The organism is Aggregatibacter actinomycetemcomitans (assembly GCF_003130205.1).
Classification (GTDB): Bacteria; Pseudomonadota; Gammaproteobacteria; order Enterobacterales; family Pasteurellaceae; genus Aggregatibacter; species Aggregatibacter actinomycetemcomitans_A.
This window is the reverse complement of record NZ_NRDF01000001.1, coordinates 197,807-222,527: the sequence shown is the minus strand read 5'-3', so window position 1 is coordinate 222,527 and position 24,721 is coordinate 197,807. Positions and strand designations below refer to the sequence as shown.

20 protein-coding genes and 2 pseudogenes are annotated in these 24,721 nt (G+C 43.4%); 9 read left to right on the top strand and 13 right to left on the bottom strand.

Annotated features, from left to right (window positions below):
- Positions 1 to 95: 95 nt before the first annotated feature.
- Positions 96 to 788 carry a carbonate dehydratase gene (gene can, locus DK423_RS01060; RefSeq protein ID WP_061886063.1) on the bottom strand — a complete coding sequence of 231 codons (693 nt, stop codon included), beginning with the start codon at positions 786 to 788 and terminating at the stop codon, positions 96 to 98.
- 216 nt (positions 789 to 1,004) lie between these two features.
- Here can and msrB point away from each other — a divergent pair, with 216 nt between their 5' ends.
- Genes msrB through DK423_RS01045 form a run of 3 tightly spaced genes read left to right on the top strand, consistent with a single transcriptional unit; the run spans position 1,005 to position 3,218 of the window.
- Positions 1,005 to 2,075 (top strand): peptide-methionine (R)-S-oxide reductase MsrB, encoded by a 1,071-nt coding sequence (gene msrB, locus DK423_RS01055; protein WP_005556759.1) that lies wholly within the window; start codon positions 1,005 to 1,007, stop codon positions 2,073 to 2,075.
- A gap of 3 nt (positions 2,076 to 2,078) precedes the next feature.
- On the top strand, positions 2,079 to 2,720 hold the full coding sequence (locus DK423_RS01050) for a cytochrome c biogenesis protein CcdA (protein ID WP_005556757.1): 642 nt from the start codon (positions 2,079 to 2,081) through the stop codon (positions 2,718 to 2,720).
- Positions 2,721 to 2,735: 15 nt separating this feature from the next.
- A complete protein-coding gene (locus DK423_RS01045) occupies positions 2,736 to 3,218 on the top strand; it encodes a redoxin family protein (protein ID WP_005556755.1) in 483 nt (160 codons plus the stop codon).
- 696 nt (positions 3,219 to 3,914) lie between these two features.
- On the opposite strand, the gene DK423_RS11630 is transcribed toward DK423_RS01045, so the two are convergent.
- The gene (locus tag DK423_RS11630; RefSeq protein ID WP_162541084.1) at positions 3,915 to 4,070 is read right to left on the bottom strand and encodes a Gp49 family protein; all 156 of its coding nucleotides are present in this window, start codon (positions 4,068 to 4,070) and stop codon (positions 3,915 to 3,917) included.
- A gap of 13 nt (positions 4,071 to 4,083) precedes the next feature.
- Here DK423_RS11630 and DK423_RS01035 point away from each other — a divergent pair.
- Positions 4,084 to 4,567: pseudogene (locus DK423_RS01035) on the top strand (hypothetical protein); the annotation flags it as partial.
- Between the two features lie 35 nt (positions 4,568 to 4,602).
- On the opposite strand, the pseudogene DK423_RS01030 reads toward DK423_RS01035, so the two are convergent.
- Positions 4,603 to 4,868: pseudogene (locus DK423_RS01030) on the bottom strand (hypothetical protein).
- 1,192 nt (positions 4,869 to 6,060) lie between these two features.
- Between DK423_RS01030 and cra the strand changes: the two are divergent.
- A complete protein-coding gene (gene cra, locus DK423_RS01025) occupies positions 6,061 to 7,047 on the top strand; it encodes a catabolite repressor/activator (RefSeq protein WP_005556746.1) in 987 nt (328 codons plus the stop codon).
- On the opposite strand, the gene DK423_RS01020 is transcribed toward cra, so the two are convergent.
- Complete coding sequence (locus tag DK423_RS01020; protein ID WP_005556744.1) at positions 7,031 to 7,744, bottom strand: SanA/YdcF family protein; 714 nt, start codon at positions 7,742 to 7,744, stop codon at positions 7,031 to 7,033. The genes cra and DK423_RS01020 overlap by 17 nt on opposite strands.
- Before the next feature lie 192 nt (positions 7,745 to 7,936).
- Between DK423_RS01020 and metX the strand changes: the two genes are divergently transcribed.
- From metX to DK423_RS01000, 3 genes are all read left to right on the top strand, one after another.
- Positions 7,937 to 9,040 carry a homoserine O-acetyltransferase MetX gene (gene metX / locus DK423_RS01015; protein WP_061886153.1) on the top strand — a complete coding sequence of 368 codons (1,104 nt, stop codon included), beginning with the start codon at positions 7,937 to 7,939 and terminating at the stop codon, positions 9,038 to 9,040.
- Between the two features lie 303 nt (positions 9,041 to 9,343).
- Positions 9,344 to 10,342 (top strand): HTH-type transcriptional repressor PurR, encoded by a 999-nt coding sequence (gene purR, locus DK423_RS01010; RefSeq protein WP_005556741.1) that lies wholly within the window; start codon positions 9,344 to 9,346, stop codon positions 10,340 to 10,342.
- Positions 10,343 to 10,635: 293 nt separating this feature from the next.
- On the top strand, positions 10,636 to 10,956 hold the full coding sequence (locus DK423_RS01000; RefSeq protein ID WP_005556736.1) for an HI1450 family dsDNA-mimic protein: 321 nt from the start codon (positions 10,636 to 10,638) through the stop codon (positions 10,954 to 10,956).
- 113 nt (positions 10,957 to 11,069) lie between these two features.
- Here DK423_RS01000 and dapD read toward each other — a convergent pair whose 3' ends face one another.
- The 6 genes from dapD to sppA all read right to left on the bottom strand — a co-directional run bounded on the left by dapD (position 11,070) and on the right by sppA (position 17,756).
- Positions 11,070 to 11,897, bottom strand: a complete 828-nt coding sequence (gene dapD / locus DK423_RS00995; protein ID WP_005556734.1) for a 2,3,4,5-tetrahydropyridine-2,6-dicarboxylate N-succinyltransferase — start codon at positions 11,895 to 11,897, stop codon at positions 11,070 to 11,072.
- Between the two features lie 83 nt (positions 11,898 to 11,980).
- Entirely contained in the window at positions 11,981 to 12,952 is a 972-nt protein-coding gene (cysB, locus tag DK423_RS00990) for an HTH-type transcriptional regulator CysB (protein ID WP_005556732.1), read from the bottom strand.
- A 30-nt stretch (positions 12,953 to 12,982) separates the two neighbouring features.
- Positions 12,983 to 13,951 (bottom strand): 23S rRNA pseudouridine(2605) synthase RluB, encoded by a 969-nt coding sequence (gene rluB, locus DK423_RS00985; RefSeq protein WP_005556731.1) that lies wholly within the window; start codon positions 13,949 to 13,951, stop codon positions 12,983 to 12,985.
- 54 nt (positions 13,952 to 14,005) lie between these two features.
- On the bottom strand, positions 14,006 to 14,629 hold the full coding sequence (locus DK423_RS00980) for an L-threonylcarbamoyladenylate synthase (RefSeq protein WP_005556729.1): 624 nt from the start codon (positions 14,627 to 14,629) through the stop codon (positions 14,006 to 14,008).
- Positions 14,630 to 14,705: 76 nt separating this feature from the next.
- Positions 14,706 to 15,830, bottom strand: a complete 1,125-nt coding sequence (gene tyrA / locus DK423_RS00975; RefSeq protein WP_061885863.1) for a bifunctional chorismate mutase/prephenate dehydrogenase — start codon at positions 15,828 to 15,830, stop codon at positions 14,706 to 14,708.
- 42 nt (positions 15,831 to 15,872) lie between these two features.
- A complete protein-coding gene (gene sppA, locus DK423_RS00970) occupies positions 15,873 to 17,756 on the bottom strand; it encodes a signal peptide peptidase SppA (RefSeq protein WP_005556725.1) in 1,884 nt (627 codons plus the stop codon).
- A gap of 123 nt (positions 17,757 to 17,879) precedes the next feature.
- Here sppA and DK423_RS00965 point away from each other — a divergent pair, with 123 nt between their 5' ends.
- Entirely contained in the window at positions 17,880 to 18,434 is a 555-nt protein-coding gene (locus tag DK423_RS00965; RefSeq protein WP_005556724.1) for an NAD(P)H nitroreductase, read from the top strand.
- Between the two features lie 351 nt (positions 18,435 to 18,785).
- Here the strand turns inward: DK423_RS00965 and lpdA are convergent, their stop codons facing one another.
- From lpdA to aceE, 3 genes are all read right to left on the bottom strand, one after another.
- On the bottom strand, positions 18,786 to 20,210 hold the full coding sequence (lpdA, locus tag DK423_RS00960; protein ID WP_005556722.1) for a dihydrolipoyl dehydrogenase: 1,425 nt from the start codon (positions 20,208 to 20,210) through the stop codon (positions 18,786 to 18,788).
- A 93-nt stretch (positions 20,211 to 20,303) separates the two neighbouring features.
- A complete protein-coding gene (gene aceF / locus DK423_RS00955) occupies positions 20,304 to 21,893 on the bottom strand; it encodes a pyruvate dehydrogenase complex dihydrolipoyllysine-residue acetyltransferase (protein WP_005556720.1) in 1,590 nt (529 codons plus the stop codon).
- A gap of 88 nt (positions 21,894 to 21,981) precedes the next feature.
- Positions 21,982 to 24,639: a pyruvate dehydrogenase (acetyl-transferring), homodimeric type gene (gene aceE, locus DK423_RS00950; protein ID WP_061886924.1), complete on the bottom strand. Its 2,658-nt coding sequence runs from the start codon at positions 24,637 to 24,639 to the stop codon at positions 21,982 to 21,984.
- Positions 24,640 to 24,721 lie beyond the last annotated feature (82 nt).

The following is a 24,721-nucleotide window of genomic DNA, read 5'->3' as shown; positions in this document are numbered from 1 at the left end:
ATGTTTTTTATCGCAAGGGCGGGCTTTATACCCGCCTTTTTTCTGTATGAGATATTCGGACGGGCACAGACCCCTGTCCCTACGTTAAACAGAAATTATTCTGCCTCCAGCTCATGCGCCTTTTTCAACATTTCCTCTTCATTTAATTTCAACAAACGGGAAATGGCATTGCGATAAGAAATTTCCAGGCTCTCACGACTGGTCGCCATCACGCCTTGGTCAATTAAAAAGCCGTCTTTTACGTCATATACCCAACCGTGCAACGACAATTTTTTCCCGTTCTTCCAGGCATTTTTCACAATAGACGAACGCCCCAGGTTATATACCTGTTCCGCAACGTTTAATTTTGTCAGCATATCGGCACGGCGCTCCGAAGAAAGATTACCAAGCAAATGACTGTGCTTAAACCAAATATCGCGAATATGTAACAACCAGTTATTGATCAACCCTAAATCCTGATCGTTCATTGCTGCATGAATACCGCCGCAATTGGTATGTCCGCAAATAATAATATGCTCAATATTCAACACATCCACCGCATATTGCACTACGGAAAGGCAGTTTAAATCAGTGTGAATCACCTGATTTGCAACATTACGATGCACAAATAATTCTCCCGGTTCCAGGTTGGTTAATTTCTCCGCAGGTACACGACTGTCCGAACAACCGATCCACAAATAATGGGGCTGCTGGTGCTCCGCCAATTCCTGAAAATAGGTGGAATTTTCCTCTTTCATACGGGTTGCCCAGCTGTAATTATTGGCAAACAGTTGTTCTATTTTTTTCATATGTTCCTACTCCTGCGATAAATCAAAAAGGAACATAGTATAGCCCAGAACCGCTACTTGATAAAATTTCTTTTTAGCATAACCTATTATTTCCAATAGTAATTTTTCGGCTAACCGAAAAATAATAAAAATAATCTGTAAGCATTTGCGCCCTACTCCGTCTAACGTATATGAAAAGGTACCATTTTCATTATGCTAAATTATGAAGGAGTTATTATGAAAAAATCAAAATTAGTTGTGGCGCTAGCCGCAATTTTATCTTGTGCAGCAATCCCGACAACCGTTATGGCAGAAAATAACGTTCAACAAACTATGGAGAAAAGCAATATGTCCGAAGCTAAAAAAGATCTTCACGAAATTTATTTGGCTGGTGGCTGCTTCTGGGGCATAGAAGCTTATATGGAGCGCATTTACGGCGTGGAAGATGCGATTTCAGGATACGCTAATGGTAAAAGTGATAAAACCAATTACCAAAAGATCGGCATTACCGATCATGCAGAAACGGTCAAAGTAACTTATGACCGCAATAAAGTTTCCTTGGATAAATTGTTGAAATACTATTTCCAAGTTATTGATCCGACCAGCGTGAACAAACAAGGCAATGATCGCGGTAGACAATATCGTACCGGTATTTATTATCAAGATACTGCTGATAAATCTATAATCGAAAAAGAAATTACTGCTTTGCAAGGAAAGTATAAAAATAAAATTCAGATTGAAGTGGAGCCGCTACATAACTATATCGTGGCAGAAGAATACCATCAGGATTATTTGAAGAAAAACCCAAACGGCTATTGCCATATTGATTTGGAGCAAGCCAATAATGTTATTATTGACGAGAAAGATTATCCGAAACCGAGCGATGCGGAACTGAAAGCTAAATTGACTCCGCTGCAATATAGCGTCACGCAAAACAAAAATACCGAGCATTCTTTCAGCAACGAATACTGGGATAACTTTAAACCGGGTATTTATGTGGATGTCACCACCGGTGAACCACTTTTCTCTTCCAAAGATAAATTTGAATCCGGTTGCGGCTGGCCAAGTTTCACCAAACCGATTACAAAAGAGGTCGTTACCTATCAAGACGATCACAGTTTTAACATGCTCAGAACGGAGGTAATAAGCCGCAGTGGTAAAGCTCATTTAGGACATGTTTTTGATGACGGTCCAAAAGACAAAGGCGGTTTGCGCTATTGCATTAATAGTGCCGCAGTTAAGTTTATTCCGTTAGAAGACATGGTAAAAGAAAACTATGGTTACCTAACTAATGCTGTGAAGGAGTAAAGGATGTTTGATCAACAACTATTAATCGGCACCGTATTCTTAGCGGGTTTAGCCTCCTTTTTATCGCCTTGCATTTTCCCCATTATCCCGATTTATTTCGGCATCTTGGCGAAAGGCGGTAGAAAAATTGTGAACACCTTTTTGTTCATTGCAGGTTTATCTTTAACCTTCGTCAGCCTAGGCTTCAGCTTCGGATTTTTAGGCAATTTATTCTTTAACGACAACGTGCGCATTATCGCCGGCATCATCGTGATTATTCTGGGAATCCATCAATTAGGTATTATCAAATTGAATTTCCTGGAAAGAACCAAAGTAGTTGAAGTAAAAACCGAAGGCAAAAGTGCCTCTTTTGAAGCCTTTTTCCTAGGGCTTACCTTCAGCCTTGGCTGGACACCTTGTATTGGACCGATTTTAGCATCAGTGCTGGCATTGTCCGGCGATGAAGGTTCCGCTCTATACGGTGCTTCTATGATGTTGGTTTATGTATTAGGTTTGGCAACGCCGTTTGTGCTATTCTCTTTATTCTCACAAGAGTTACTCAAACGCACCAAAGCACTAAACAAACACTTAGACAAATTTAAAATTATCGGTGGTTTACTCATTATCGTCATGGGGATTCTACTCATCACTAATAAATTACAATAAAAGGATACATGAATTATGAAAAAATTTATCGCATTAATTCTGATGGCAGTTAGCTTAAACAGCTTCGCAGAAGGAGAAAATTCATTGAAAGATGTGCAGTTTAAAGATCTTAACAACGCCACGGTCACACTGGATCAAGTAACCAGCAAAGGCAAACCGGTTTATGTCAAAATGTGGGCATCTTGGTGTCCGATTTGCTTGGCCGGCTTATCGGAAATCAACGAATTAAGTGGAGAACCGAACAAAAACTTCGATGTGGTTACCATAGTTTCACCGGGCAAAAAAGGGGAAAAAGAAACGCAAGATTTCATCGATTGGTACAAAGGATTAGATTATAAAAATATCATCGTATTGTTAGATGAAAATGGCGAAACCCTCAAACGTGCCAAAGTGCGCGGTTACCCTTCCAGCGTATTACTTGACGCGGATTTGAATATCCAAAAAACCGTACCAGGACATTTAGGCACGGCACAAATTAAACAGCTGGCAGGAAATTAATTCCCTAATACGAAAAAGTGCGGTCAAAATCCATTGTGTTTTTTGACCGCACTTTGATCTACTCCCCAAAACCTTGACACCTAATTTGAGGTGCGGATTATGTCCTACTCTTATCAATTTCGTTTAAAAATTATCAAGTAGCGCCGAGCAGGATTTTGGTATCCGTGAGATGGCTAAACTTCATCAGCTGAGAATTTAATTTTTGTCTTAACATTAGACGTGAATCTATGTTAAAATACTGCGCTTCAACTTAACTCATCTTAACATTTTTTAGGGTGTTAATATATCTAGGCAGACAACATGATAAGTAATCCGCAATATTGTAAAGTCGCGGTTTTATTTACATAATTTTCGTCTTTAGAACCATGCAAATATTGAGATGATACCATACCTTCTTCATTTTGAAATAAGGTATAGTTATACTGATTTTTATTTGGCCACGCTAAAATTTTAAAAGTCTTTAAATGGACTTTAAAGAACTTTTATTTGTTATCTATGCACTATATCAAATTCAATTTCTACATCAAAATAAAATAAACCATTTTGGTATATCATCATATAGTTAGATAACTCATTATCATATTATCTTCAACAGTTAATATTTTGCGAAATCGGTTTAAGTAAATTAACCAACATTGCGTAGAATAACTTTTTAGTCACATTGTTCATAAATACGCTGTTTTAATAAATACCCCTCTAGCTATCACAATTTATCAAATTTTGATAAGCGATCTGTTTACAAATCTCTGTATCGTAGTTTTGCTTACTTACCAGCGCACTTGTGCCGACAATCTTAAAATCATTTTTGACAGCAATTATACATATGGTTATAGTGCCTTGAAAACCATCCAAAGAAATCTAACCATTTGATAGTTATAAGGATTTAAACTGTTTAGCCGGTTGGCTATTATTTAGCGGTCAGCAAGTCGCAACACTTAGTGATCTTTATCATAAAGATTTTTGGAATTGTACTAGACAATCAGATGGATGGCTATTTGAATGGCATAGAGATTACCAATGAATCATTCCATACGTTACTTCCGCGTTTTATCAATGACGAAAGAGTGGTATTCGTCTTAGACCCGCCATATTTGTGGACGAAACAAGAGAGCTATAAGCAAGCACATTATTTCGATCTTATCAACTTCCTACGCTTAATTAACATTACACGACCACCCTATATCTTCTTCTCATCGACAAAAAGCGAGTTCGTGCGGTTTATTGAGTATATGTGTGAAGATAAAGTCAATAATTGGCAGGCATTTGATGGCGCACAAAAAATTACGATTAAGACAAGCCTGAACTATCAAGGGCAATATGAAGATAATTTAGTGTATAATTTTAGATAGAATAAAGGCTTAGTTTTTTCGCTAAGCCTTATTAATCATTCTTCTTCATTCAATTCGGATAATAAGCAATAAAACGGCGGAGTGGATGGGGCAAGGGTAGAGATTTTACTACGCTATCTTTGCGTCCGTCTTCAACAAATCTAATATCTAAAAATTCGGTGTTATACATAAGGTTTTGTCCGCGCACATTTGGCAAAGTATATTGCGATCCATCATTTATAACATAGGTATGTTCTTTTACGGCAACTAGTGCTAATTCTTGCATTATTTCCCGCCCGGTTCTCATGTTGATATTTGTCATTTTGTTGTTCCTTATTTTGTTTAACGTGACCACAGGATTACTCCGTTAAATTGGCATAGCTCTTTATTGGGTAACAAATAACTGAGTGCGGTCAACTTAAGCTGGGGAGGTATAGACGTCTAACTTCTGAATAAGCAGACAAAAGAAGCAAGGTTAATAGCTTGCCGTTTTTGTTTATGTGGATATGGTAATGCTGTGTAAAAGTTCAGAGAATTAGTCGTTGTTTGTGTGCAAAATTGGCCTAGCGTTATCAATTTTGATTCTGTAACAATTGCAGAGATTTTTTCTTAAAATACCCGAAATTAAAGCGACTAAAAAGGGCTCTCTCTGTAACAAACACACTTCTTTTTGTAACAATATTTCAGTATGTGCAATAAAATTAAATTTGATTTATCGCACCAAAAACAGTTAATTTATCGCGCGCAGCATCTTATACTTTATCTCAATATGAGAAACATTTATTACACTATATTCATTATTCCCGCGGCCTACTTTGGATATTTGAAAATCCTGGATAAGCCTCAATTAATGCGCCATAAACTTCATGAGCAATTTTATGTGTCATTTTATAACGGTCAATAATATGAATGACCTTTAAACCTACATTATGAATTTCTCTAATTCTCAAATAGTTGAGGGAAGTTTCATCTTTCCCCTAGTAATCATAAATTTTTTTATCATACTAAACAGAGGTGTTTACATGTTAAAAAACACGGTGATCCTTTCATTTACCAGTATAAAATTTTCACCATTTCTTAGATCAATTAAACGATAAACATAAAACTCTAATTCTTTACACATTTCAGATGAAAAACTTTCTATTCTTTTTTTATAGAATTCTCTTTAGTTCACTTTTATAGTACATACATCCTAGCTTGTATTGCTAGCTATTTACCTCTGTAAATTTTCTACCTTCTACTATTGTAACAAGCATGTCTATTCTAAAAGCCCATTTTCTTTCCGACTAGTAAAGATTCATCGTAATCAATGATTATCTATGAATATACATTGTGTACATAAATCAAATTATGCAAATTTCTTCTATTATTTAATAATTTTGTGGACATTTATTCAATTTTTATCATACTGAAGTGCTATAATCCGCATGGATTTATACTCTCATTTTAACAACCAATATTTAGTTAATTCGGAATCAATCAACTATCTATTTCTGACATTTTAAGGAGTTAATGTGAAATTAGATGAAATAGCCAAGCTTGCGGGCGTTTCCTGCACCACGGTGAGCTACGTTGTGAACGGGAAAGCCAAACAATATCGTGTAAGCGATAGTACTATCGAAAAAGTCCAAGCCTTGATTAAACAATATGACTTTAAACCTAACGCCATGGCGGCAAGCCTGCGTGTGGGGAAAAGTAAAACTATCGGTTTAATTATTCCCGATTTTGAAAATATCAGTTATGCGAAAATCGCCAATAATTTGGAAAATCGTTTACGGGGAAAAGGCTATCAACTGCTCATTGCCTGCTCTAACGACAAAATGGAAAATGAGCAAGATTGCGTGAAACATTTATTACAACGTCAGGTTGACGCATTGTTGGTTTCCTCGGCGCTGCCACCGGACACGGATTTTTACCAAAACGCTGGCGTGCCGATTATTGGTTTTGATCGCCGTATTAGCTCACCGAAAGTGGTCAATGCCCTGACCGACGACGAAGGCGATGCATATCGTTTAACCAAAGAATTGCTGAAAATCCCTCATCAAAAACGAATTTTGTTCTTCGGCGCGTTACCGGATTTGCCGACAAGCCGGGAACGGGAAGAAGGATTTCGCTCGGCATTAAGGTATCGGAGGGCTTCCGCCGAATATCTTTACAGCGATATGTTCCGTAAAAACGAAGCGGCGCAATGTTTTGCCCAATGGTTAGAAAATAATCCGTTACCAACAGCAATTTTCACCACTTCTTTTACCTTGTTGGAAGGCGTGTTATTGGTCTTGTTGCAAAAACTTGGACAGGTGCCGAAAGACTTAGTGATTGCCACCTTCGGGCATGTTGAGATGTTAAAGCTACTGGAAAACAGGGTGCTGTGCAGCGTGCAGGATTATGACAAAGTGTCGCAATCTTTACTGACGTTGACTTTTGATGCCATGTCGAAGAAACACAAAAGCAGCGTCAATGCGACGCCGTTAACCCGCAGTATTATTAAATATCACTGTTAACATCGGGAATCGTCACCGGCGGGGGCAAAGGTTCCGGCGCCCCCAAAAAGTGCGGTTCCCTTTCGACCAATAAATCCCACACCGCCTGCAAACGGGCAAAAAATTCCCGCACACGCACGAAAGAATACACCTGCGGATAATCCGCCGCAAAACAAATGGCGTCAATATTATGGAATTTAGCGATGAATAAAGCGCGTTCACAATGAAATTTCTGTGAAATAATCGTCAGGGAATGGGCTTTAAATACCTGATCGGCACGAATCACCGAATCCAACGTACGAAAGCCCGCAAAATCCAGATAAATAAACTCTTGCGGTACACCCATTTTTTTCAAATCCTGCAACATGGTGCGCGGTTCATTGTATTGCAATGTACGGTTATCACCGCTTAACAACAGATAGTCCACTTTTCTCGCTTCAAATAAACGTTGCGCAGCAAGTAACCGATTATAATAGAACAGATTTAATGTGTTATTGGAGAAATATTTTGAGGTACCAAGCACTAAACCATACGGGCGGTTTGGCACTTTGTCGATGTCATAATAAATATCTTTGCGTACATAATAACCAATAATTTGATCCACAACGATCAATAACAAAGCAAAACCCGCAAAAAATGAGGCAAAGTAACGGGCAATCCGTTTAATTCGCGCTGCAGTTAAATAGGCCTGTAACTTTTCTTTTAAATTCAATTTCATTGGCATTATTGTCAAAAAATACTGGTGCCCAACATAAAGAAAAAAAACACAGAATTCAAGTCCAATCTCTTTATTTATAGACTTCAAAACTTCCAGATGTTTAGACGGCTAAAATTTCTTGACAAGGTATAAGGCAAGATGTAACGTTATGCCCCACTAGCCATAACAATAAGAATTGCGTTGGACTCGGCAATGACAATAAAAAAAACCACTGTTTTTACCCATCAACCTTTACACCTCGTTTTAGGCGGCCAACTTCAACAAATTGACGTGGCTTATCAAACCTATGGCGAACTGAATGCGGATAAAAGCAATGCGGTGTTAATCTGTCACGCACTTACCGGCGACGCCGAACCTTATTTTGATAAAAGCACGAACCAGGAAGGCTGGTGGCAAAATTTTATGGGCGACGGCTTGGCATTGGACACCTCCCGCTATTTTTTTATTTGTTCTAACGTGCTTGGCGGCTGCAAAGGCACGACCGGTCCGTCCTCAATTAACCCGCAAACCAACCGCCCTTACGGCAGCCAATTTCCTGCGGTAATCGTGCAAGACATCATCAAAGTGCAAAGAGCACTGCTGGATTTTCTTGAAATTCCGCATTTACACGCCATTATCGGCGGTTCCTTCGGCGGTATGCAGGCAACCCAATGGGCGATTGATTATCCCGATTTCGTCTCCAATGTGGTGAATCTATGCTCTTCCCTTTCCTTCAGTGCGGAAGCCATCGGTTTTAATCACGTCATGCGCCAAGCGGTGATTAACGATCCGAATTTCAATAACGGCGATTATTATGACGGTGAACGTCCGGACAAAGGTTTAGCCATCGCCCGTATGCTCGGTATGCTCACGTATCGCACCGATGTACAACTCAGCAAAGCCTTCGGGCGCGCCACCAAAGCGGAAGGGAATTTGCAGGGCGATTATTTTCAGGTGGAATCCTATTTAAGCTATCAGGGACAAAAATTTCTGGCGCGTTTTGATGCCAACAGTTATTTGCATTTATTACGCGCGCTGGATTTATACGATCCAAGTGTCGGCTATGCCGACTTAAAAACCGCCCTTTCCCGAATCAAAGCCCGTTATACGCTGGTGTCGGTGGATAACGATCAGCTGTTCAAACTGCCCGAATTACGCAAAAGTAAACAATTACTGGAGCAACACGGCGTTAACTTGAATTATTACGAATTCAACTCCGATTACGGGCATGACGCGTTTTTAGTGGACTATGCGTTTTTTGAAAATAAAATCCGTGACGGACTGGCGGGAGATAATCAAGATTTAACAAAAAAATAAACCGCACTTTAAGTGATTAAAGTGCGGTTCGATTTCAAGTTATTTTTCGATTAGAAAATCGCAAATGCCAACACCAGAATTAAGCCGAGAGAAAGCACAACCATCATCATTGCATAACCGAACGTACCCATTTATTACCTCATTTTTCCTGTTTACAGTAACTTGCGGTGCATTCTAACAAAAAATTCAGAAAAAACTAGCCAAATATAAAAAAGTGTAATTTTTCATCAGATTTCCCGCGAATCTCCTTAACCAAAACCTATTCAATCTTTATAATAGCCAAAATTTTTTACGGAGAAAATTATGGCTACCATCAAAGATGTCGCAAAAATGGCAGGCGTATCCACCACCACGGTATCCCACGTTATTAATAAAACCCGTTTTGTTGCCGCCGAGACCAAGCAGCAGGTTTTGCAGGCGATAAAAGATCTGAATTATTCACCCAGTGCGGTGGCGCGCAGTTTAAAAGTCAACACTACCAAATCCATCGGTATGATCGTCACCACCAGTGAAGCCCCTTATTTCGCCGAAATCATTCATGCAGTGGAAGAACATTGTTATCGCCAAGGCTATTCTCTGTTTTTATGCAATACGCAAAATAATGCGGAAAAGATCAAAAATCACTTGGAAATGCTGGCGAAAAAACGTGTTGATGGCATTTTGGTGATGTGTTCCGAATATTTGCAGGATCCGCAGGATTTACTTACGGCATTTTCTTCTATTCCGATGGTGGTAATGGATTGGGGCCCGAATGCCCACACGGATATTATTCAAGATAACAGTTTCGACGGCGGCTATCTGGCGACTAAACATCTGATTGAAAACGGACATAAAAATATCGGCATTATCGCCGGCGAACTCAACAAAACCACAGCGAAAACCCGCTATGAAGGCTTCGTACACGCCATGCAGGAAGCCGGGCTGGCAATTAACCCAAACTGGGTCATGGAAGGCTTTTTTGAACCGGAAGACGGCTATGAATGTATGAATAAAATCCTGCGTCAGGAAACCCTACCCACCGCGGTGTTTTGTTGTAACGACGTTATGGCGTTAGGGGCAATTTCTGCTATCGGCGAAAAAGGCTTACACGTGCCGGACGACATTTCCATTATCGGCTACGACAATATTCACGCCTCCCGTTTTTATTCGCCACCGTTGACCACCATTCACCAATCCAAATCCCGCTTGGGCGTACAGGCGGTAAATTTATTATTTGAACGCATTAATCACAAATCCGATCAACGGGAAATTATCGAAATTCATCCTGAATTAGTAATGCGTAAATCGGTAAAAAAACTTTAAGCCAAACCGTATGAGGGCGTCATTCACATGCCCTTTTTCTATATTCCTATATTATCATTTTTAGTTGCGAACTATTATACGATTGCGATTGTCCTTAATAGGGTACGGTATGCGCATTGTCACCAGCGGTTCATTGTCGGCAATGATTTTTAGTAAAGCGATAGATAGTTATCGGAACGAAGGCCCCAAAAGTGCGGTTGGAAAAAACATCATTTTTTTCGACCGCACTTTTTATTGGCTTATGCTATCTTATGCTATGATGTGCACCGAATTTAACTCACCGGAAACCTAAAATGACAGAATTAACCCGACTTGATCCCGATAAAGCCATCGACATTGCCTACGATATTTTTCTTGAAATGGCACCGGAAAACTTAGACCCGGCAGATATTATGCTGTTCAATCTCCGGTTTGAAGAATATGGTGCAGTAGAATTTGTGGAAACCGCTGACAACTGGGAAGAACAAATCGGCGTACTTATCGACCCGCAAGAATACGCGGAAGTCTGGATCGGGCTGGTAAACAAACAAGATGAAATGGACAACATCTTGGCTAAATTCCTCATTTCTCACCGCGAAGAAGATCGGCAGTATCATATTGTTTGGAAAGCGTAAATGAAATGAGATATTTTATCTACTATGCCGAAAAATTAAATTTAAAAAAGTAGAGATAAAATAAAACCACACTTGAACAGATAAATGTTTTTCAAGTGCGGTCGCCTTAATTGTTATTCTTCAATAGAACGTAATAACTCGTTGATCCCCACTTTGCCTAAGGTTTTCGCATCCACTTTTTTCACGATAACCGCGCAGTAGAGGCTGTATTTGCCGTCTTTGCTCGGAAGGCTGCCGGAAACCACCACGGAACCTGCCGGTACGCGACCGTAATACACTTCGCCGGTTTCACGATCGTAGATTTTGGTGGATTGGCCAATGAATACGCCCATGGAAATCACGCATCCGTCTTCCACGATAACGCCTTCTACTACTTCGGAACGGGCACCAATGAAACAGTTATCGCCGATAATGGTCGGGTTGGCTTGTAACGGTTCTAACACGCCGCCGATACCTACGCCACCGGATAAGTGCACGTTTTTACCGATTTGCGCACAGGAACCTACGGTTGCCCAAGTATCTACCATGGTGCCTTCTCCCACATAAGCGCCGATGTTCACATAAGATGGCATTAACACGCAGTTTTTAGCAATATATGCGCCTTTACGTACGGTGGCGGACGGCACGACACGGAAGCCCTCTTGTTGGAAACGTTCTTCGGTGTAATCGGCAAATTTCAATGGCACTTTGTCGTAGTATTTGGTTTCTGCACCGTCAACAAGTTGATTGTCGTTGATGCGGAAAGATAACAAGACCGCTTTTTTCAACCATTGGTGAGTCACCCATTCGCCGTCGATTTTTTCGGCAACACGATATTTGCCGCTGTCCAAGCCTTCAATCACTTCTTCAATAGCCGCACGGGTTTGCGCATCAACGGTTTTCGGTGTGATTTCAGCACGTTTTTCAAAAGCGTTTTCAATAAGTTGTTGTAAGTTTGACATTTTGCTTCCTATATCAATGTTAATAAAAGGGGATTCGGGTGTTTGTCGTTGCAAATTCAATGTATTAAAAGGCGGCTTTTCAATTACAAGGTTTGCAATCTGACGTCATCAAATAATCTTTTCAACGCATTATTGTCTTGCATACGCTCCGCCCGTTCCACGTTTTCGCGGGTTAAGTGCGGTGAAAAATAATTAATAAAATCATACATATAATTACGCAGAAAAGCGCCGTGTTTAAAAGCGATTTGCGTCATGCTGGCGCGGAACAAATGATCCGCTTTTAGAGCCACTAAATCAACGTCCGCCGGTGTATGTGCCATGGATGCCATAATGCCCACGCCTAAGCCTAAACGGACATAGGTTTTGATAACATCCGCATCGGTGGCGGTAAATACAATATTCGGCAAGATACCGGCACTATTAAAGGCATAATCCAAATCAGAAACGCCGGTGAAGCCGAAAGTATAAGTAATTAAAGGATATTTGCCTAATTCTTCGAGAGTCAGCAGCTCACATTTGGCTAGCGGATGATCGGACTTCACAATGACCGAGCGATTCCACATATAACATGGCAGCAACACTACGCCATCAAATAAATATTGCGCTTCCGTGGTAATTGCCAAGTCCACTTCACCGGACAATAACACATCATAAATCTGCATTGGAGAGCCCTGATGAATGTGTAAACTCACATCAGGATAACGTTTGGCGAAACGTTCTACCACATGAGGCAGCATATAACGGGCCTGGGTGTTCGTAGTAGCGATGCGCAACACACCGTGATCCGGTTTAGTATATTCGTCGGACACGGAGCGAATCGCTTGCATTTTCACCATCAATTCACGGGAAATACCCACGATTTTTTTGCCTGCGGGCGTGAGACCTTTAATATGTTTGCCGTGACGATCAAAAATCTCCAAACCGAGTTCATTTTCCAATAAACGAACCTGTTTACTGATTCCAGGCTGGGAGGTGTATAACGCATGCGCGGCTTCCGTGACATTATAATTTTGGTTCACAATCTCAACCACGTAACGAAGTTGCTGAAATTTCATAAGTTCCTCTTTTATCCATAGCTATTCTTGCTATTTTTTATAACGTTTATTTAAGTCTGAGTAACGTTTTACCGCTTTACGGATTTGACCGACTTTCGGTTTATGACGGGTTTTATTGACGCTCAATTTGGTTTCCGTTTCCGGCGGCAAACCGACGAGTTCGCGCAGGTAATTCACATCCGCCAGTTCCATTTCCTGCCAGCCGCCGCGCGGCAAAGTTTTCATCAGTTTAATGTTGCCGTAACGAATGCGAATCAAACGACTAACCTGAACGCCTTGCGATTCCCATAAACGGCGCACTTCACGGTTACGCCCTTCCATTAAGGTCACGTCAAACCATTGGTTCATGCCTACGCCACCAACGACTTTAATCTCTTTAAAATTTGCCGGACCATCTTCCAGTTGCACGCCTTTTTTCAAGCGGTTCAACATGGCGTCATCCACTTGCCCGAATACGCGCACGGAATATTCGCGCTCCACTTCGCGGCTCGGGTGCATTAAGCGGTTAGCTAATTCGCCGTCGGTCGTAAATAACAATAAACCGGAGGTATTAATATCCAAACGCCCTACGGCAATCCAGCGGGCGCCGGTTAAACGCGGCAGGCGATCAAAAACAGTGGCGCGCCCTTCCGGATCGTGACGGGTACATAACTCGCCTTCCGGTTTGTAGTACATCAACACACGGCACACTTCTTTCTGCGCTTGGATTAAATTAATCAGATGTCCGTCGATACGCACTTTCACGCCGGCATGCACGTTAATCCGATCCCCTAAGGTGGCAATTTTACCGTCCACACTAACACGGTTTTCCGCAATAATGGATTCGATTTCACGGCGCGAACCTTGCCCTGCGCGGGCTAACACTTTTTGTAATTTTTCGCCTTCTGCTGCGGAGGTTTTGTTTGTGCTGCCAATCGGACGCGGTTTCACCGTCGCATTTTTATCTTTATTCGACGAAAAGTGCGGTCGATTTTGAGTGCGTTTTGTTGTGGGTTTCATAAATCCTCGTGTCGCTTTCCCAAGCGTCTGTGTTAATTTAACTAAGTGTCTAATTTAAATAAATGGAGTAACCGCGCCGCTGCCTTCACGCAAAATCACTGGCGTGTCTTCGGTTAAATCCACCACCGTTGTCGGTTCTTGTCCCAAATAACCGCCGTGAATAATTAAATCCACCTGATGTTCCAAACGATCGCGGATCTCTTCCGGATCCGATTGCGTCAAATGTTCTTCATTCGGCAGCATCAACGAACAGGATAAAATCGGCTCGCCAAGGGCTTTTAACAAATCCAGCGCAATTTGATTATCCGGCACGCGAATGCCGATAGTTTTGCGCTTGGACGTCATTAAGCGACGCGGCAATTCTTTGGTCGCCGTTAAAATAAACGTGTAACGCCCCGGCGTGTTATTTTTAATCAAACGGTAAGCGGAATTGGTTACCAACGAATAGGTGGATAATTCCGACAAATCGCTGCACACCAGCGTAAAATTGTGTCCCTCGGGTAATTGACGAATGTGCACGATTCTGTCCATCGCGTGCTTATCGCCAATCATACAACCCAAGGCATAGCCGGAATCGGTGGGATACACAATCACCCCGCCGTTGCGCAAAATTTCGACCGCTTGATTAATCAGACGAACTTGCGGATTTTCCGGATGGATATAAAAAAATTGACTCATTGGCTTACTCTCGAGTAAATAGACGTATCATTATACACACTTAACTTCGCGTAAGATAACTTTTATTCAGGTCTCCCTAAGCATTTCGAGAGTCATTGGCTTGCTGAAGTAGCTGGCGGCTTTCTTGTAAAAATTGCTCGGAATAATCACCGAACCAGTCACGAATCTGATTAAATTGTTCAATAAAGCCTTGCCGATCGTGATGTTTGAAAAAGGCGAAACCCGCCTCGTAGCTGTTTTTCAAATGTTCGATAACAGCCAGGTTTTCCGGCTTGTCGGCGATAATGTCCGCATACAATGCCGCATCTTGCGCAAATAAACGCCCGACCATGGCAAGTTCCAGACGATAAATCGGTGAAGAAAGCGCCAGTAATTTGTCCAAATCCACCGGTTGTTGTGGCAGATACAAGCCATAAACAAACGTGGAAAAGTGGCGCAACGCCTGAATATAAGTCATGTGATGATCATGTTCGGCGGCATCAACCTGATAAATTTTTGCGCCCCAGATTTGAATTTGTTGCAACAACCATTGATAACGCTCGCTAAAACGCCCGTCGCAGCACACCACGACCTGCTTCGCCATGCTCGCTACGTCAGGTCCGAACATCGGGTGTAAGCCGACCACCGCGCCTTTGTGCACTTCCAGCATTTTTTCTAACGGCGTGCGTTTCACGGAAGTAAAATCCGCCAGCAGCATGTTTTCCGTTAAATAAGGTTTGAGCCGTTCGATAACCGCCAACGTGTTGGCAATGGGCACGGACACAATCACCACATCGGCATGCTGCAAAATCCGGTCGGCGCGCGCCCAATCGTCCTGTTCCAGACATTCCACCTGATAGCCGGAACCCTGCAAATAGCGACAGAATAAGCCCCCGAGTTTGCCTCGTCCGCCCACGATAACGATTTTCCGAATTTGCGGATTGACGGTTTTAAAGCCGAATTGATTTTCGCTGACATAGGATTCACGCATAATGCGGCGCAGCACATCTTCAATCAGATTGGGGGACAACCCCATTTGCTCGGCGGCTTCACGCTTGCGTTGCAACATTTCAGCTTCGCGCTGCGGCACATAAATGGGCAACCCGTGTTGCTGTTTCACTTCCCCCACTTTGTGCACCACTTGTTGACGTTTCGCCAGCAGTTGTAACAGTTCCTGATCCAATGAATCAATTTGCTCTCTTAATTCCGCCAAGCGTTCCATGTTATCCCCATCTAAAAAACATTTGAAAAAACGACCGCACTTTTATTGCACTTTGCCGCAAGTTAAGCAATATAAATACTGCCCTTTCGGATCGTTAAAGGTATTCAATAAACCAAGTTGTTTTTTCACCTGCGTAAATTCTTTCGGTAAGCCGACGGCTTCAGTCACCAGCCCCGTTACCCATGCTTTGCTATCGCCTTTAAAATCACGCATGAATTTTTTGAAGAACGAACCGCTGTCGTCATCCAGCCATTCTACGGAAAAGTCTTCTTCCCGAATTTTGCTACTTTCATCCAGTTTTTCGTTTACCAACTCCATGGCTTTGCCTAAAGCGGTATTCAAATCGCCCAGTTCATCCACCAATTTATGTTCAATCGCTTCGGAACCCAGCCAAACCTGACCTTGGGCGATTTTATCCACTTGCGCTTTGCTTAAGCGGCGACCTTGGCTGACTTTAGCCAGGAATTCGTCGTAACCATGTTCAATTTCTAATTGTAATACATCATTTAATTCGGAAGATAACGGCGAGAACGCGGAACCTAACGCCAAATCGGAGGTTTTCACCCCGTCGGCGGACACACCGATTTTCTTGATGGTTTTCTCGAATGTCGGTAACACGGCGAAAATGCCGATAGAACCGGTGATGGTGTTTTTATCCGCCACAATATAATCGGCGGTAGAAGAAATCCAATACCCGCCGGAAGCCGCCATGCCGCCCATGGAAACCACCACTGGTTTGCCCGCTTGTTGTAAATGGCTGAGTTCCTGACGAATGATTTCCGATGCAAAGGCACTACCGCCCGGGCTGTTAACGCGCAGAACGACAGCTTTCACTTCGTTATTATCATATGCGTTATGTAACAAGTTTGCGATGGTATCGCCACCAACGTTTTCTTCATCGGTTTCGCCATCAATGATCGCTCCTTCCACGTTCACTACGGCAATTTTATTCTTGGTGTCGCCCGACATACGATTCGGCAAAGACGCCAGGTAAGTATCGTAATCCACCATTTTCGGCTGCTTATCTTCATTTTCACCGAAAAGTGCGGTCAGTTTTTTATCTAAATTAAAGCGGTCCAACACGCCGTTAACCAACTTACGTTGTTTCACATAAGCCGTCATGTCGCCTTGTAACGCTTTTAATTCGGTTAAATAGGTGTACGCATTCGGTGCAACAGCCGCTTCTTTAACGTTACGATTTTCCGCTACACGCTGTTTGTAATTGTTCCACATAATATCCAACCAACGGCGCAAATTGGTTTTGGCTTCATCGGACATGTCGTTGCGCAAAAACGGTTCGACGGCCGATTTGTATGTACCGACGCGGAAAACGTGCGGGTTTACTTCCAAGCTATCCAGCATATCTTTGTAATACAGATTTTCCTGCACCAAGCCATCAATAGATACCGTTCCTACCGGATTCATATAAACTTCATCGGCATAACTGGCCAAAAAATATTGCGCCCGATTGTAATTATCGGAATACGCAATAACCTGCTTGCCGTTTTTCTTGAAGTTTTCAATGGAAGCACCCACAAATTCCAACGAAGGGAAATCGCCGCCTTGAAAATAATTCAAATCCAGCACCAAACCGCGAACCTTGTCGTCCAGTGCGGCCGAATCAATAGCGTAAACTACATCAAAAGTGGAATATTGTTGTGGAATATGTTGATTATCCAGTTCTTTTAAAAGCGTTTTTACGCCACCTTGATTATCGCGATTGTCCGCCAAATAGCCATCCAGGTTTAAATACAACGCCCCCTGATCGCCTTTTAATGCCACAGTTTGCTTATCCAGCCCCACTACAAAAGGCAGAGCAGTCAGCAATAATAAAACGAAAACCAGAAACACAACATTCATGACCAAATCACGAATAAAATTTAATGTGCGCCAAGCAAATTTAATAATCGAAAAAATCACTTTCATATAACCTCGGGAAATCAATAAAACGGCGTCTAAAATACCACAATCCGCCGGTACAATAAACCGCTGAATTCAAGAAACTATGTTATAATCCACCGCACTTTTCACATTAAAAGGATAAAACAAATGGACGCATTACAATTACTCACCGAACGCAGTTCGGAAAAAAAACTCAACGCCCCCGCTCCGACGCCTCAACAATTAGATCTGATCTTTCAGGCGGCATTACGCGCACCGGATCACGGCAAATTGCAACCGTATCGTTTTATCGTCATTGAACAAGCCAAAATGAATAACTTCAGCGGGTTATTAAAAGATGCCGTGCAGGAATTCGACCTTGGCGAAGAACGCTTGAAAAAAGCGGAAAATCTGGCAACCCGCGCGCCGATGATTATCGGCGTGGTAGCGAAATTGGATCCGAGCATTAAAAAAGTGCCGGAATGGGAGCAGTTACTCTGCGCAGGTTGCGCCACTTACGCCATCCAACTGGCCTCCAACGCCTTAGGCTTTAAAAATGTTTGGATCAGCGGTCCGTGGCTGGACGGCGCCGCATTGCGTGACGCCTTCCATTGTTCGGCACAGGACAAAATTATCGGTTTCGTCATGATCGGTTCTGCTGAAGAAAAAGCGGAACGGGATAAAAAAGCCGTCAATTGCAGTGAACTGGTGAGTTATTTGTAAGCATTTTTATCACGCATACATCATACAACCCTTCGGGGCTGCTTTTTTTCACCCTTGTTCTAAAAGTGCGGTCATTTTTATTGGCGTTTTATATCTCCTTATTTTCATAAGGGATTTATTCTTATCATATAGAAATACCCCATAATTAGTGACTCTCAACGTATTGAGAACTACACACAACAGGCCACTACCGGCATGACGATTGTCAATCGCACCAAACAAGCCGCAGATTTTGCACTCAATTCCGACCGCACTTTATTTGTTTGATAAAGTGATTTTCATCGGTTAATTAAATTATACTTACAAAAAAGCCTTCCCAAACGGAAAGGCTTTTATTTTGAATGAAGCAAATTATTTTTTCTTCGCTTTTGGATTCGGTAAGTCGGTGACCGAACCTTCGAACACTTCGGCAGCAAGACCGACGGATTCGTGTAAAGTCGGATGGGCGTGGATAGTCAATGCGATGTCTTCCGCGTCACAACCCATTTCGATGGCAAGCCCGATTTCGCCTAACAATTCACCGGCGTTGGTGCCAACGATGGCGCCGCCAAGTACGCGATGCGTGTCTTTATCAAAAATCAGTTTGGTCATACCATCGGCGCAGTCGGAAGCGATTGCACGACCGGAAGCCGCCCATGGGAAGTTGGCGATTTCGTAGTTTACGCCTTCGGCTTTACATTCTTTCTCGGTTTTACCGACCCATGCCACTTCCGGTTCGGTGTAAGCGATGGACGGGATCACTTTCGGGTCGAAATAGTGTTTTTTGCCCGCAATTACTTCGGCGGCAACGTGACCTTCGTGTACCCCTTTGTGCGCTAACATCGGTTGACCCACGATGTCGCCGATGGCGAAGATGTGGGAAACGTTGGTACGCATTTGTTTGTCGGTACGGATAAAGCCGCGCTCATCAACGTTCACACCGGCTTTTTCGGCGTCGATTAATTTGCCGTTCGGCGTACGACCGATGGCAACCAACACCGCATCATAACGGTTAGTGATGTTGCCCGCTTTGCCTTCCATAGACACGTAAATACCGTCTTCTTTAGCTTCGACCGCAGTCACTTTGGTTTCAAGCATTAAATTGAATTTTTGCTCGATACGTTTGGTGAAGATTTTCACGATATCTTTATCTGCCGCCGGAATCACTTGGTCGAACATTTCTACTACGTCAACGTTGGAACCCAGGGCTTCATACACGGTACCCATTTCCAAACCGATGATACCGCCGCCCATGATTAACAAATCTTTCGGCACTTCATGCAAAGCAAGGGCGTCGGTGGAATCCCAAACGCGCGGATCATGATGAGGAATGAATGGAAGTTCAATCGGACGTGAACCCGCCGCGATAATAGCATTGTCGAATTTCACGCTGGTGACGTTACCGTCTTTATCGGTCACTGCTAAAGTGTGGGAATCGGCAAATTTCGCTTCGCCTTGCACCACTTGCACTTTACGCATTTTCGCCATGTTCGCCAAACCGCCAGTTAAGCGGGAAACCACGCCTTCTTTACCGGCACGGATTTTGTCTAAATCGATGGTTGGTTCGGCAAATACCACACCGTGATGTTCCACGTGTCTTGCTTCTTCAATAATTTTCGCAACGTGCAATAACGCTTTGGACGGGATACAACCGACGTTTAAGCACACACCGCCAAGGGTGGAATAACGTTCTACAATGACGGTTTCTAAGCCTAAGTCGGCACAACGGAAGGCGGCGGAATAACCGGCAGGACCTGCACCAAGTACAACCACTTGGGTTTTAATTTCTTTACTCATTTTTACCTCGTAAAAACGTTGAAATTTCTGACCGCACTTTTTAGCGATCAGTGTCAATGTAACAACGCCCCTCAATGCGAGAGGCGTGGCAAATTACATAATTAAGCGACGTAAGTCGGCTAATACGGAACCGATGTAGCTGATGAAGCGCGCACCGTCTGCACCGTCAATAACACGGTGGTCGAAGGATAAGGAAATCGGCAGAATCAGGCGCGGAGCAAATTCTTTGCCGTTCCAGATCGGTTCCATAGCGGATTTGGATACGCCCAAAATCGCGACTTCAGGTGCATTCACGATTGGTGCAAAGTGTGTTGTACCAATGCCGCCAAGGCTGGAAATAGTGAAGCAGCCGCCTTGCATATCCGCTGCGGTTAATTTACCGTCACGGGCTTTTTTGGATACTTCCATCAATTCACGGGAAAGCTCAATAATGCCTTTTTTGTTGACATCTTTAAAGACCGGTACAACCAAGCCGTTCGGCGTATCTACCGCCACACCCACGTTGATGTATTTTTTCAGGATCAAACGTTGTGCATCTTCTGTAATGGAGCTGTTGAAACGCGGGAAGGCTTCCAACGCTTTGGCAACGGCTTTCATAATGAAGACCACAGGGGTGATTTTCACGCCCAGTTTTTGTTTTTCCGCCAAGGCGTTTTGTTCTTTACGGAATGCTTCCAACTCGGTGATGTCCGCTTTATCGAAGTGGGTAACATGCGGAATCATGACCCAGTTACGATGTAAGTTCGCGCCGGAAATCTTGTTGATACGGCTCAATTCCACTTCTTCGATTTCGCCAAATTTGCTGAAATCTACTTTCGGCCACGGTAGCAAGCCTAAACCTGCGCCATTCGCCGCGCCTGTTGCCGCAGCACCGCTTTCTAAAGCTTTCACGGCGGCTTTCACATAGGCTTGAATATCTTCTTTTAAGATACGACCCTTACGCCCTGTGCCTTTCACTTTATCCAGGTTCACACCGAATTCGCGCGCTAAACGACGAATCACCGGTGTGGCGTGTACATAGTTTTTCGCACTTTCAACATCCGCTTGGGAAGAAGAGGCTGTGGCAGGCGCGGAAGCCTGTGCTGTCGGAGCCGGTGCAGCTTGTGGTGCTGTCGCTTGTGCAGTCAGCGCCGGCGCGGCGGCTGGTGCTGCGCCCGCGACTTCAAAGCGCATAATTAAAGAACCGGTGGATACTTTGTCTCCGGATTTCACTAAAATTTCTTTTACCACGCCGGCAAACGGTGCAGGCACTTCCATAGAGGCTTTATCGCCTTCCACATTGATGATGGATTGATCCACTTCAACACGATCACCCACTTTCACCATCACATCGGTCACGTTCACTTCGTCACCGCCGATATCAGGCACATTAACATCCACTACTTGTACGGCGGCAGGCGCGGCTTGCGGTGCAGGTGCCGCAGCTTGAGGCGCCTGAGCCGGTGCCGCATCGGCGCTATCTAACACCAACATCGGCGTACCGGTAGTCACTTTGTCGCCCACTTTTACTAAAATCTCTTTTACCACACCCGCTTCCGGTGCCGGCACTTCCATAGAAGCCTTGTCACCTTCAACATTAATAATGGATTGATCCGCAGTGATGCTATCTCCAACTTTTACCATCACCTCGGTTACGGTAACTTCATCACTACCGATATCCGGGATTTGAATTTGTTTAGCCATTTCTTTTTTACCTTTAAAAAACGTTTTTAAAACCGACCGCACTTTTCATGTCGAGCACTCAAGTGCGGTGGTTTTTTCGTGTATTTTTTTATGCGTATAGCGGGTTCAATCTTTCAGGATCGATACCGTATTTAGCGATTGCTTCGGCAACAACTTTTTTATCAACAGTGCCTTCTTGCGCCAACACATTTAATGCTGCAACAACAACGTGGCGCGCATCGACTTCAAAGTGATCGCGTAAGTTTTCACGGCTATCGGAACGACCGAAACCGTCGGTACCCAACACATGATAGTGTTTAGACGGCACATAGGCACGAATTTGCTCGGCGAACAGTTTCATGTAGTCCGTTGCCGCCACTGCCGGTTTGTCGTTCATCACTTGTGCAACGTATGGCACGCGCGGGGTTTCGGTTGGGTGTAACATATTCCAACGTACCGCGTCTGCACCTTCACGAGCCGCTTCAGTGAAAGACGGCGCGCTATAAACGTCGGAGCTGATGCCGTAATCTTTCGCCAGGATTTGAGCCGCTTCACGAACATGACGCAAAATCGCACCGGAGCCTAATAATTGCACCGCGCCTTTACCTTTGCCTTCAACGCTTTCAAATTTATACAGACCTTTACGGATACCCTCTTCCGCACCGGCAGGCATAGCCGGTTGGTCATAAATTTCGTTTAAGGTGGTGATGTAATAGAACACGTCTTCTTGTTTTTCGCCGTACATACGGTGAATACCGTCTTGCATGATGACTGCCACTTCATAAGCGAATGCCGGGTCATAAGACACGCAGTTCGGGATGGTTAAAGATTGAATGTGGCTGTGTCCGTCTTCGTGTTGTAAGCCTTCACCGTTCAATGTCGTACGACCTGATGTACCGCCGATCATGAAGCCGCGCGCCAATTGGTCGCCCGCCACCCACAATAAGTCGCCAACACGTTGGAAGCCGAACATAGAGTAATAAATAAAGAACGGAATCATCGGCACATTGCTGATGGAATAAGACGTTGCCGCCGCCAACCAAGAAGATGTCGCACCTAATTCGTTGATACCTTCCTGCAATACCTGACCGTCTTTCGCTTCACGATAGTACGCCACGAGGTCACGGTCTGAAGGAACATAGTTTTGACCGTGCGGGTTATAAATACCCACCTGACGGAACAAGCCTTCCATACCGAAAGTACGGGCTTCATCCGCGACGATCGGAACAATGTTTTTACCGATATTTTTATCTTTCAATAAGGTATTTAAGAAACGCACGAATGCCATCGTGGTTGAAATCGGACGCGGTTGGGCGTCTAACAACGGTGCGAATTCGCTAAGCTCAGGCACCTTGAATTCAATGTCAAATTTTGGTTGACGCGCCGGTAAATAACCTTGTAACGCTTTGCGGTGTTGATGTAAGTAATTGTACTCGTCCGAACCTTCCGGGAAGGTCATGTAAGGCAGTTTTTCCAAATCTTCGTCTTTCACCGGAATATGGAAATAATCACGGTAGGCTTTAAGACTATCCATAGACATTTTTTTGGATTGGTGCGCAGTATTTTTACTTTCTGCTTCGGAAATTTTATACCCTTTCACGGAATGCACTAAAATCACCACTGGTTTGCCCGCTGTTTGTGCTTTCTTGAACGCGGCAAAAACTTTCTTCGAATCATGACCACCGCGCCTTAATGCCCAGATTTCATCATCTGTCATGTCGGCAACTAAAGCGGCAGTTTCAGGGTAACGGCCGAAGAAATGCTCGCGCACATAGGCACCACCTTTTGATTTGAATGTAAGGTAGTCCCCGTCAACTACTTCCATCATTAATTGGGTGAGTTTGCCTGTGGTGTCTTTGGCGAATAATTTATCCCAACCGCTACCCCACATGACCTTAATCACTTCCCAACCCGCACCGACGAATAAACCTTCTAATTCTTGAACGATTTTACCGTTACCGTTTACCGGTCCGTCTAAGCGTTGTAAGTTACAGGAAATCACAAAAATTAAGTTATCCAAATGTTCGCGGGCGGCAAATGTCAATGCACCTTTAGATTCAATTTCATCCATTTCACCATCGCCCAGGAACGCATACACTTTTTGATCAGTCGTATCTTTCAAACCGCGATTTTCCAAGTATTTTAAGAAACGGGCTTGATAAATCGCATTGACCGGACCTAAACCCATAGATACCGTTGAGAATTGCCAGAAATCAGACATTAATTTCGGATGCGGATAAGAAGACAAACCTTTGCCGTGCACTTCTTGACGGAAATTGTCTAATTGGTCTTCGGTCAAACGACCTTCTAGGAATGCGCGCGCATACATACCCGGCGCAGCGTGGCCTTGGAAGAAGACCAAATCGCCGCCATTTTTCTCGGTTGCGGCTTTGAAGAAATGATTAAAACAAACTTCATAAACCGTTGCGGCAGATTGAAAAGTAGATAAGTGACCGCCTAAATCAAGGTCTTTTTTCTGGCCACGTAACACCATCATCACAGCATTCCAGCGGACATAAGAACGAATACGACGCTCAATGTCTAAATTTCCCGGGTACTCGGGCTGTTCAGAAACCGGGATCGTATTCACGTAATCTGTAGTAATCCCTGTCGGCAAAGAAACGCCGCCAATACGAGCTTGCTGCATCACTTGATCAATAATGAACTGCGCACGCTCAACACCTTCTTCACGAATTAACGAATCAATTGCTGCCAACCAATCGTTAGTTTCGATCGGATCTACGTCATTTTTTAACAATTCTGACATAGCTTTTTCCTTATCTTTGTTAAGTTAGAAGTACGTTTAACCTACTTTTGTAGAAATTAAACAACGAATTGATAACTAAAAT

What these genes read in the sequence shown, in the direction of transcription:
- cysB (WP_005556732.1), bottom strand. Translation starts at nt 12,952, where the DNA reads ATGAAATTTCAGCAACTTCGTTACGTGGTTGAGATTGTGAACCAAAAT.
- DK423_RS01050 (WP_005556757.1), top strand. Translation starts at nt 2,079, where the DNA reads ATGTTTGATCAACAACTATTAATCGGCACCGTATTCTTAGCGGGTTTA.
- DK423_RS01045 (WP_005556755.1), top strand. Translation starts at nt 2,736, where the DNA reads ATGAAAAAATTTATCGCATTAATTCTGATGGCAGTTAGCTTAAACAGC.
- sppA (WP_005556725.1), bottom strand. Translation starts at nt 17,756, where the DNA reads ATGAAAGTGATTTTTTCGATTATTAAATTTGCTTGGCGCACATTAAAT.
- can (WP_061886063.1), bottom strand. Translation starts at nt 788, where the DNA reads ATGAAAAAAATAGAACAACTGTTTGCCAATAATTACAGCTGGGCAACC.
- aceE (WP_061886924.1), bottom strand. Translation starts at nt 24,639, where the DNA reads ATGTCAGAATTGTTAAAAAATGACGTAGATCCGATCGAAACTAACGAT.
- msrB (WP_005556759.1), top strand. Translation starts at nt 1,005, where the DNA reads ATGAAAAAATCAAAATTAGTTGTGGCGCTAGCCGCAATTTTATCTTGT.
- metX (WP_061886153.1), top strand. Translation starts at nt 7,937, where the DNA reads ATGACAATAAAAAAAACCACTGTTTTTACCCATCAACCTTTACACCTC.
- DK423_RS01020 (WP_005556744.1), bottom strand. Translation starts at nt 7,744, where the DNA reads ATGAAATTGAATTTAAAAGAAAAGTTACAGGCCTATTTAACTGCAGCG.
- aceF (WP_005556720.1), bottom strand. Translation starts at nt 21,893, where the DNA reads ATGGCTAAACAAATTCAAATCCCGGATATCGGTAGTGATGAAGTTACC.
- DK423_RS01000 (WP_005556736.1), top strand. Translation starts at nt 10,636, where the DNA reads ATGACAGAATTAACCCGACTTGATCCCGATAAAGCCATCGACATTGCC.
- rluB (WP_005556731.1), bottom strand. Translation starts at nt 13,951, where the DNA reads ATGAAACCCACAACAAAACGCACTCAAAATCGACCGCACTTTTCGTCG.
- lpdA (WP_005556722.1), bottom strand. Translation starts at nt 20,210, where the DNA reads ATGAGTAAAGAAATTAAAACCCAAGTGGTTGTACTTGGTGCAGGTCCT.
- purR (WP_005556741.1), top strand. Translation starts at nt 9,344, where the DNA reads ATGGCTACCATCAAAGATGTCGCAAAAATGGCAGGCGTATCCACCACC.
- DK423_RS00980 (WP_005556729.1), bottom strand. Translation starts at nt 14,629, where the DNA reads ATGAGTCAATTTTTTTATATCCATCCGGAAAATCCGCAAGTTCGTCTG.
- DK423_RS00965 (WP_005556724.1), top strand. Translation starts at nt 17,880, where the DNA reads ATGGACGCATTACAATTACTCACCGAACGCAGTTCGGAAAAAAAACTC.
- tyrA (WP_061885863.1), bottom strand. Translation starts at nt 15,830, where the DNA reads ATGGAACGCTTGGCGGAATTAAGAGAGCAAATTGATTCATTGGATCAG.
- dapD (WP_005556734.1), bottom strand. Translation starts at nt 11,897, where the DNA reads ATGTCAAACTTACAACAACTTATTGAAAACGCTTTTGAAAAACGTGCT.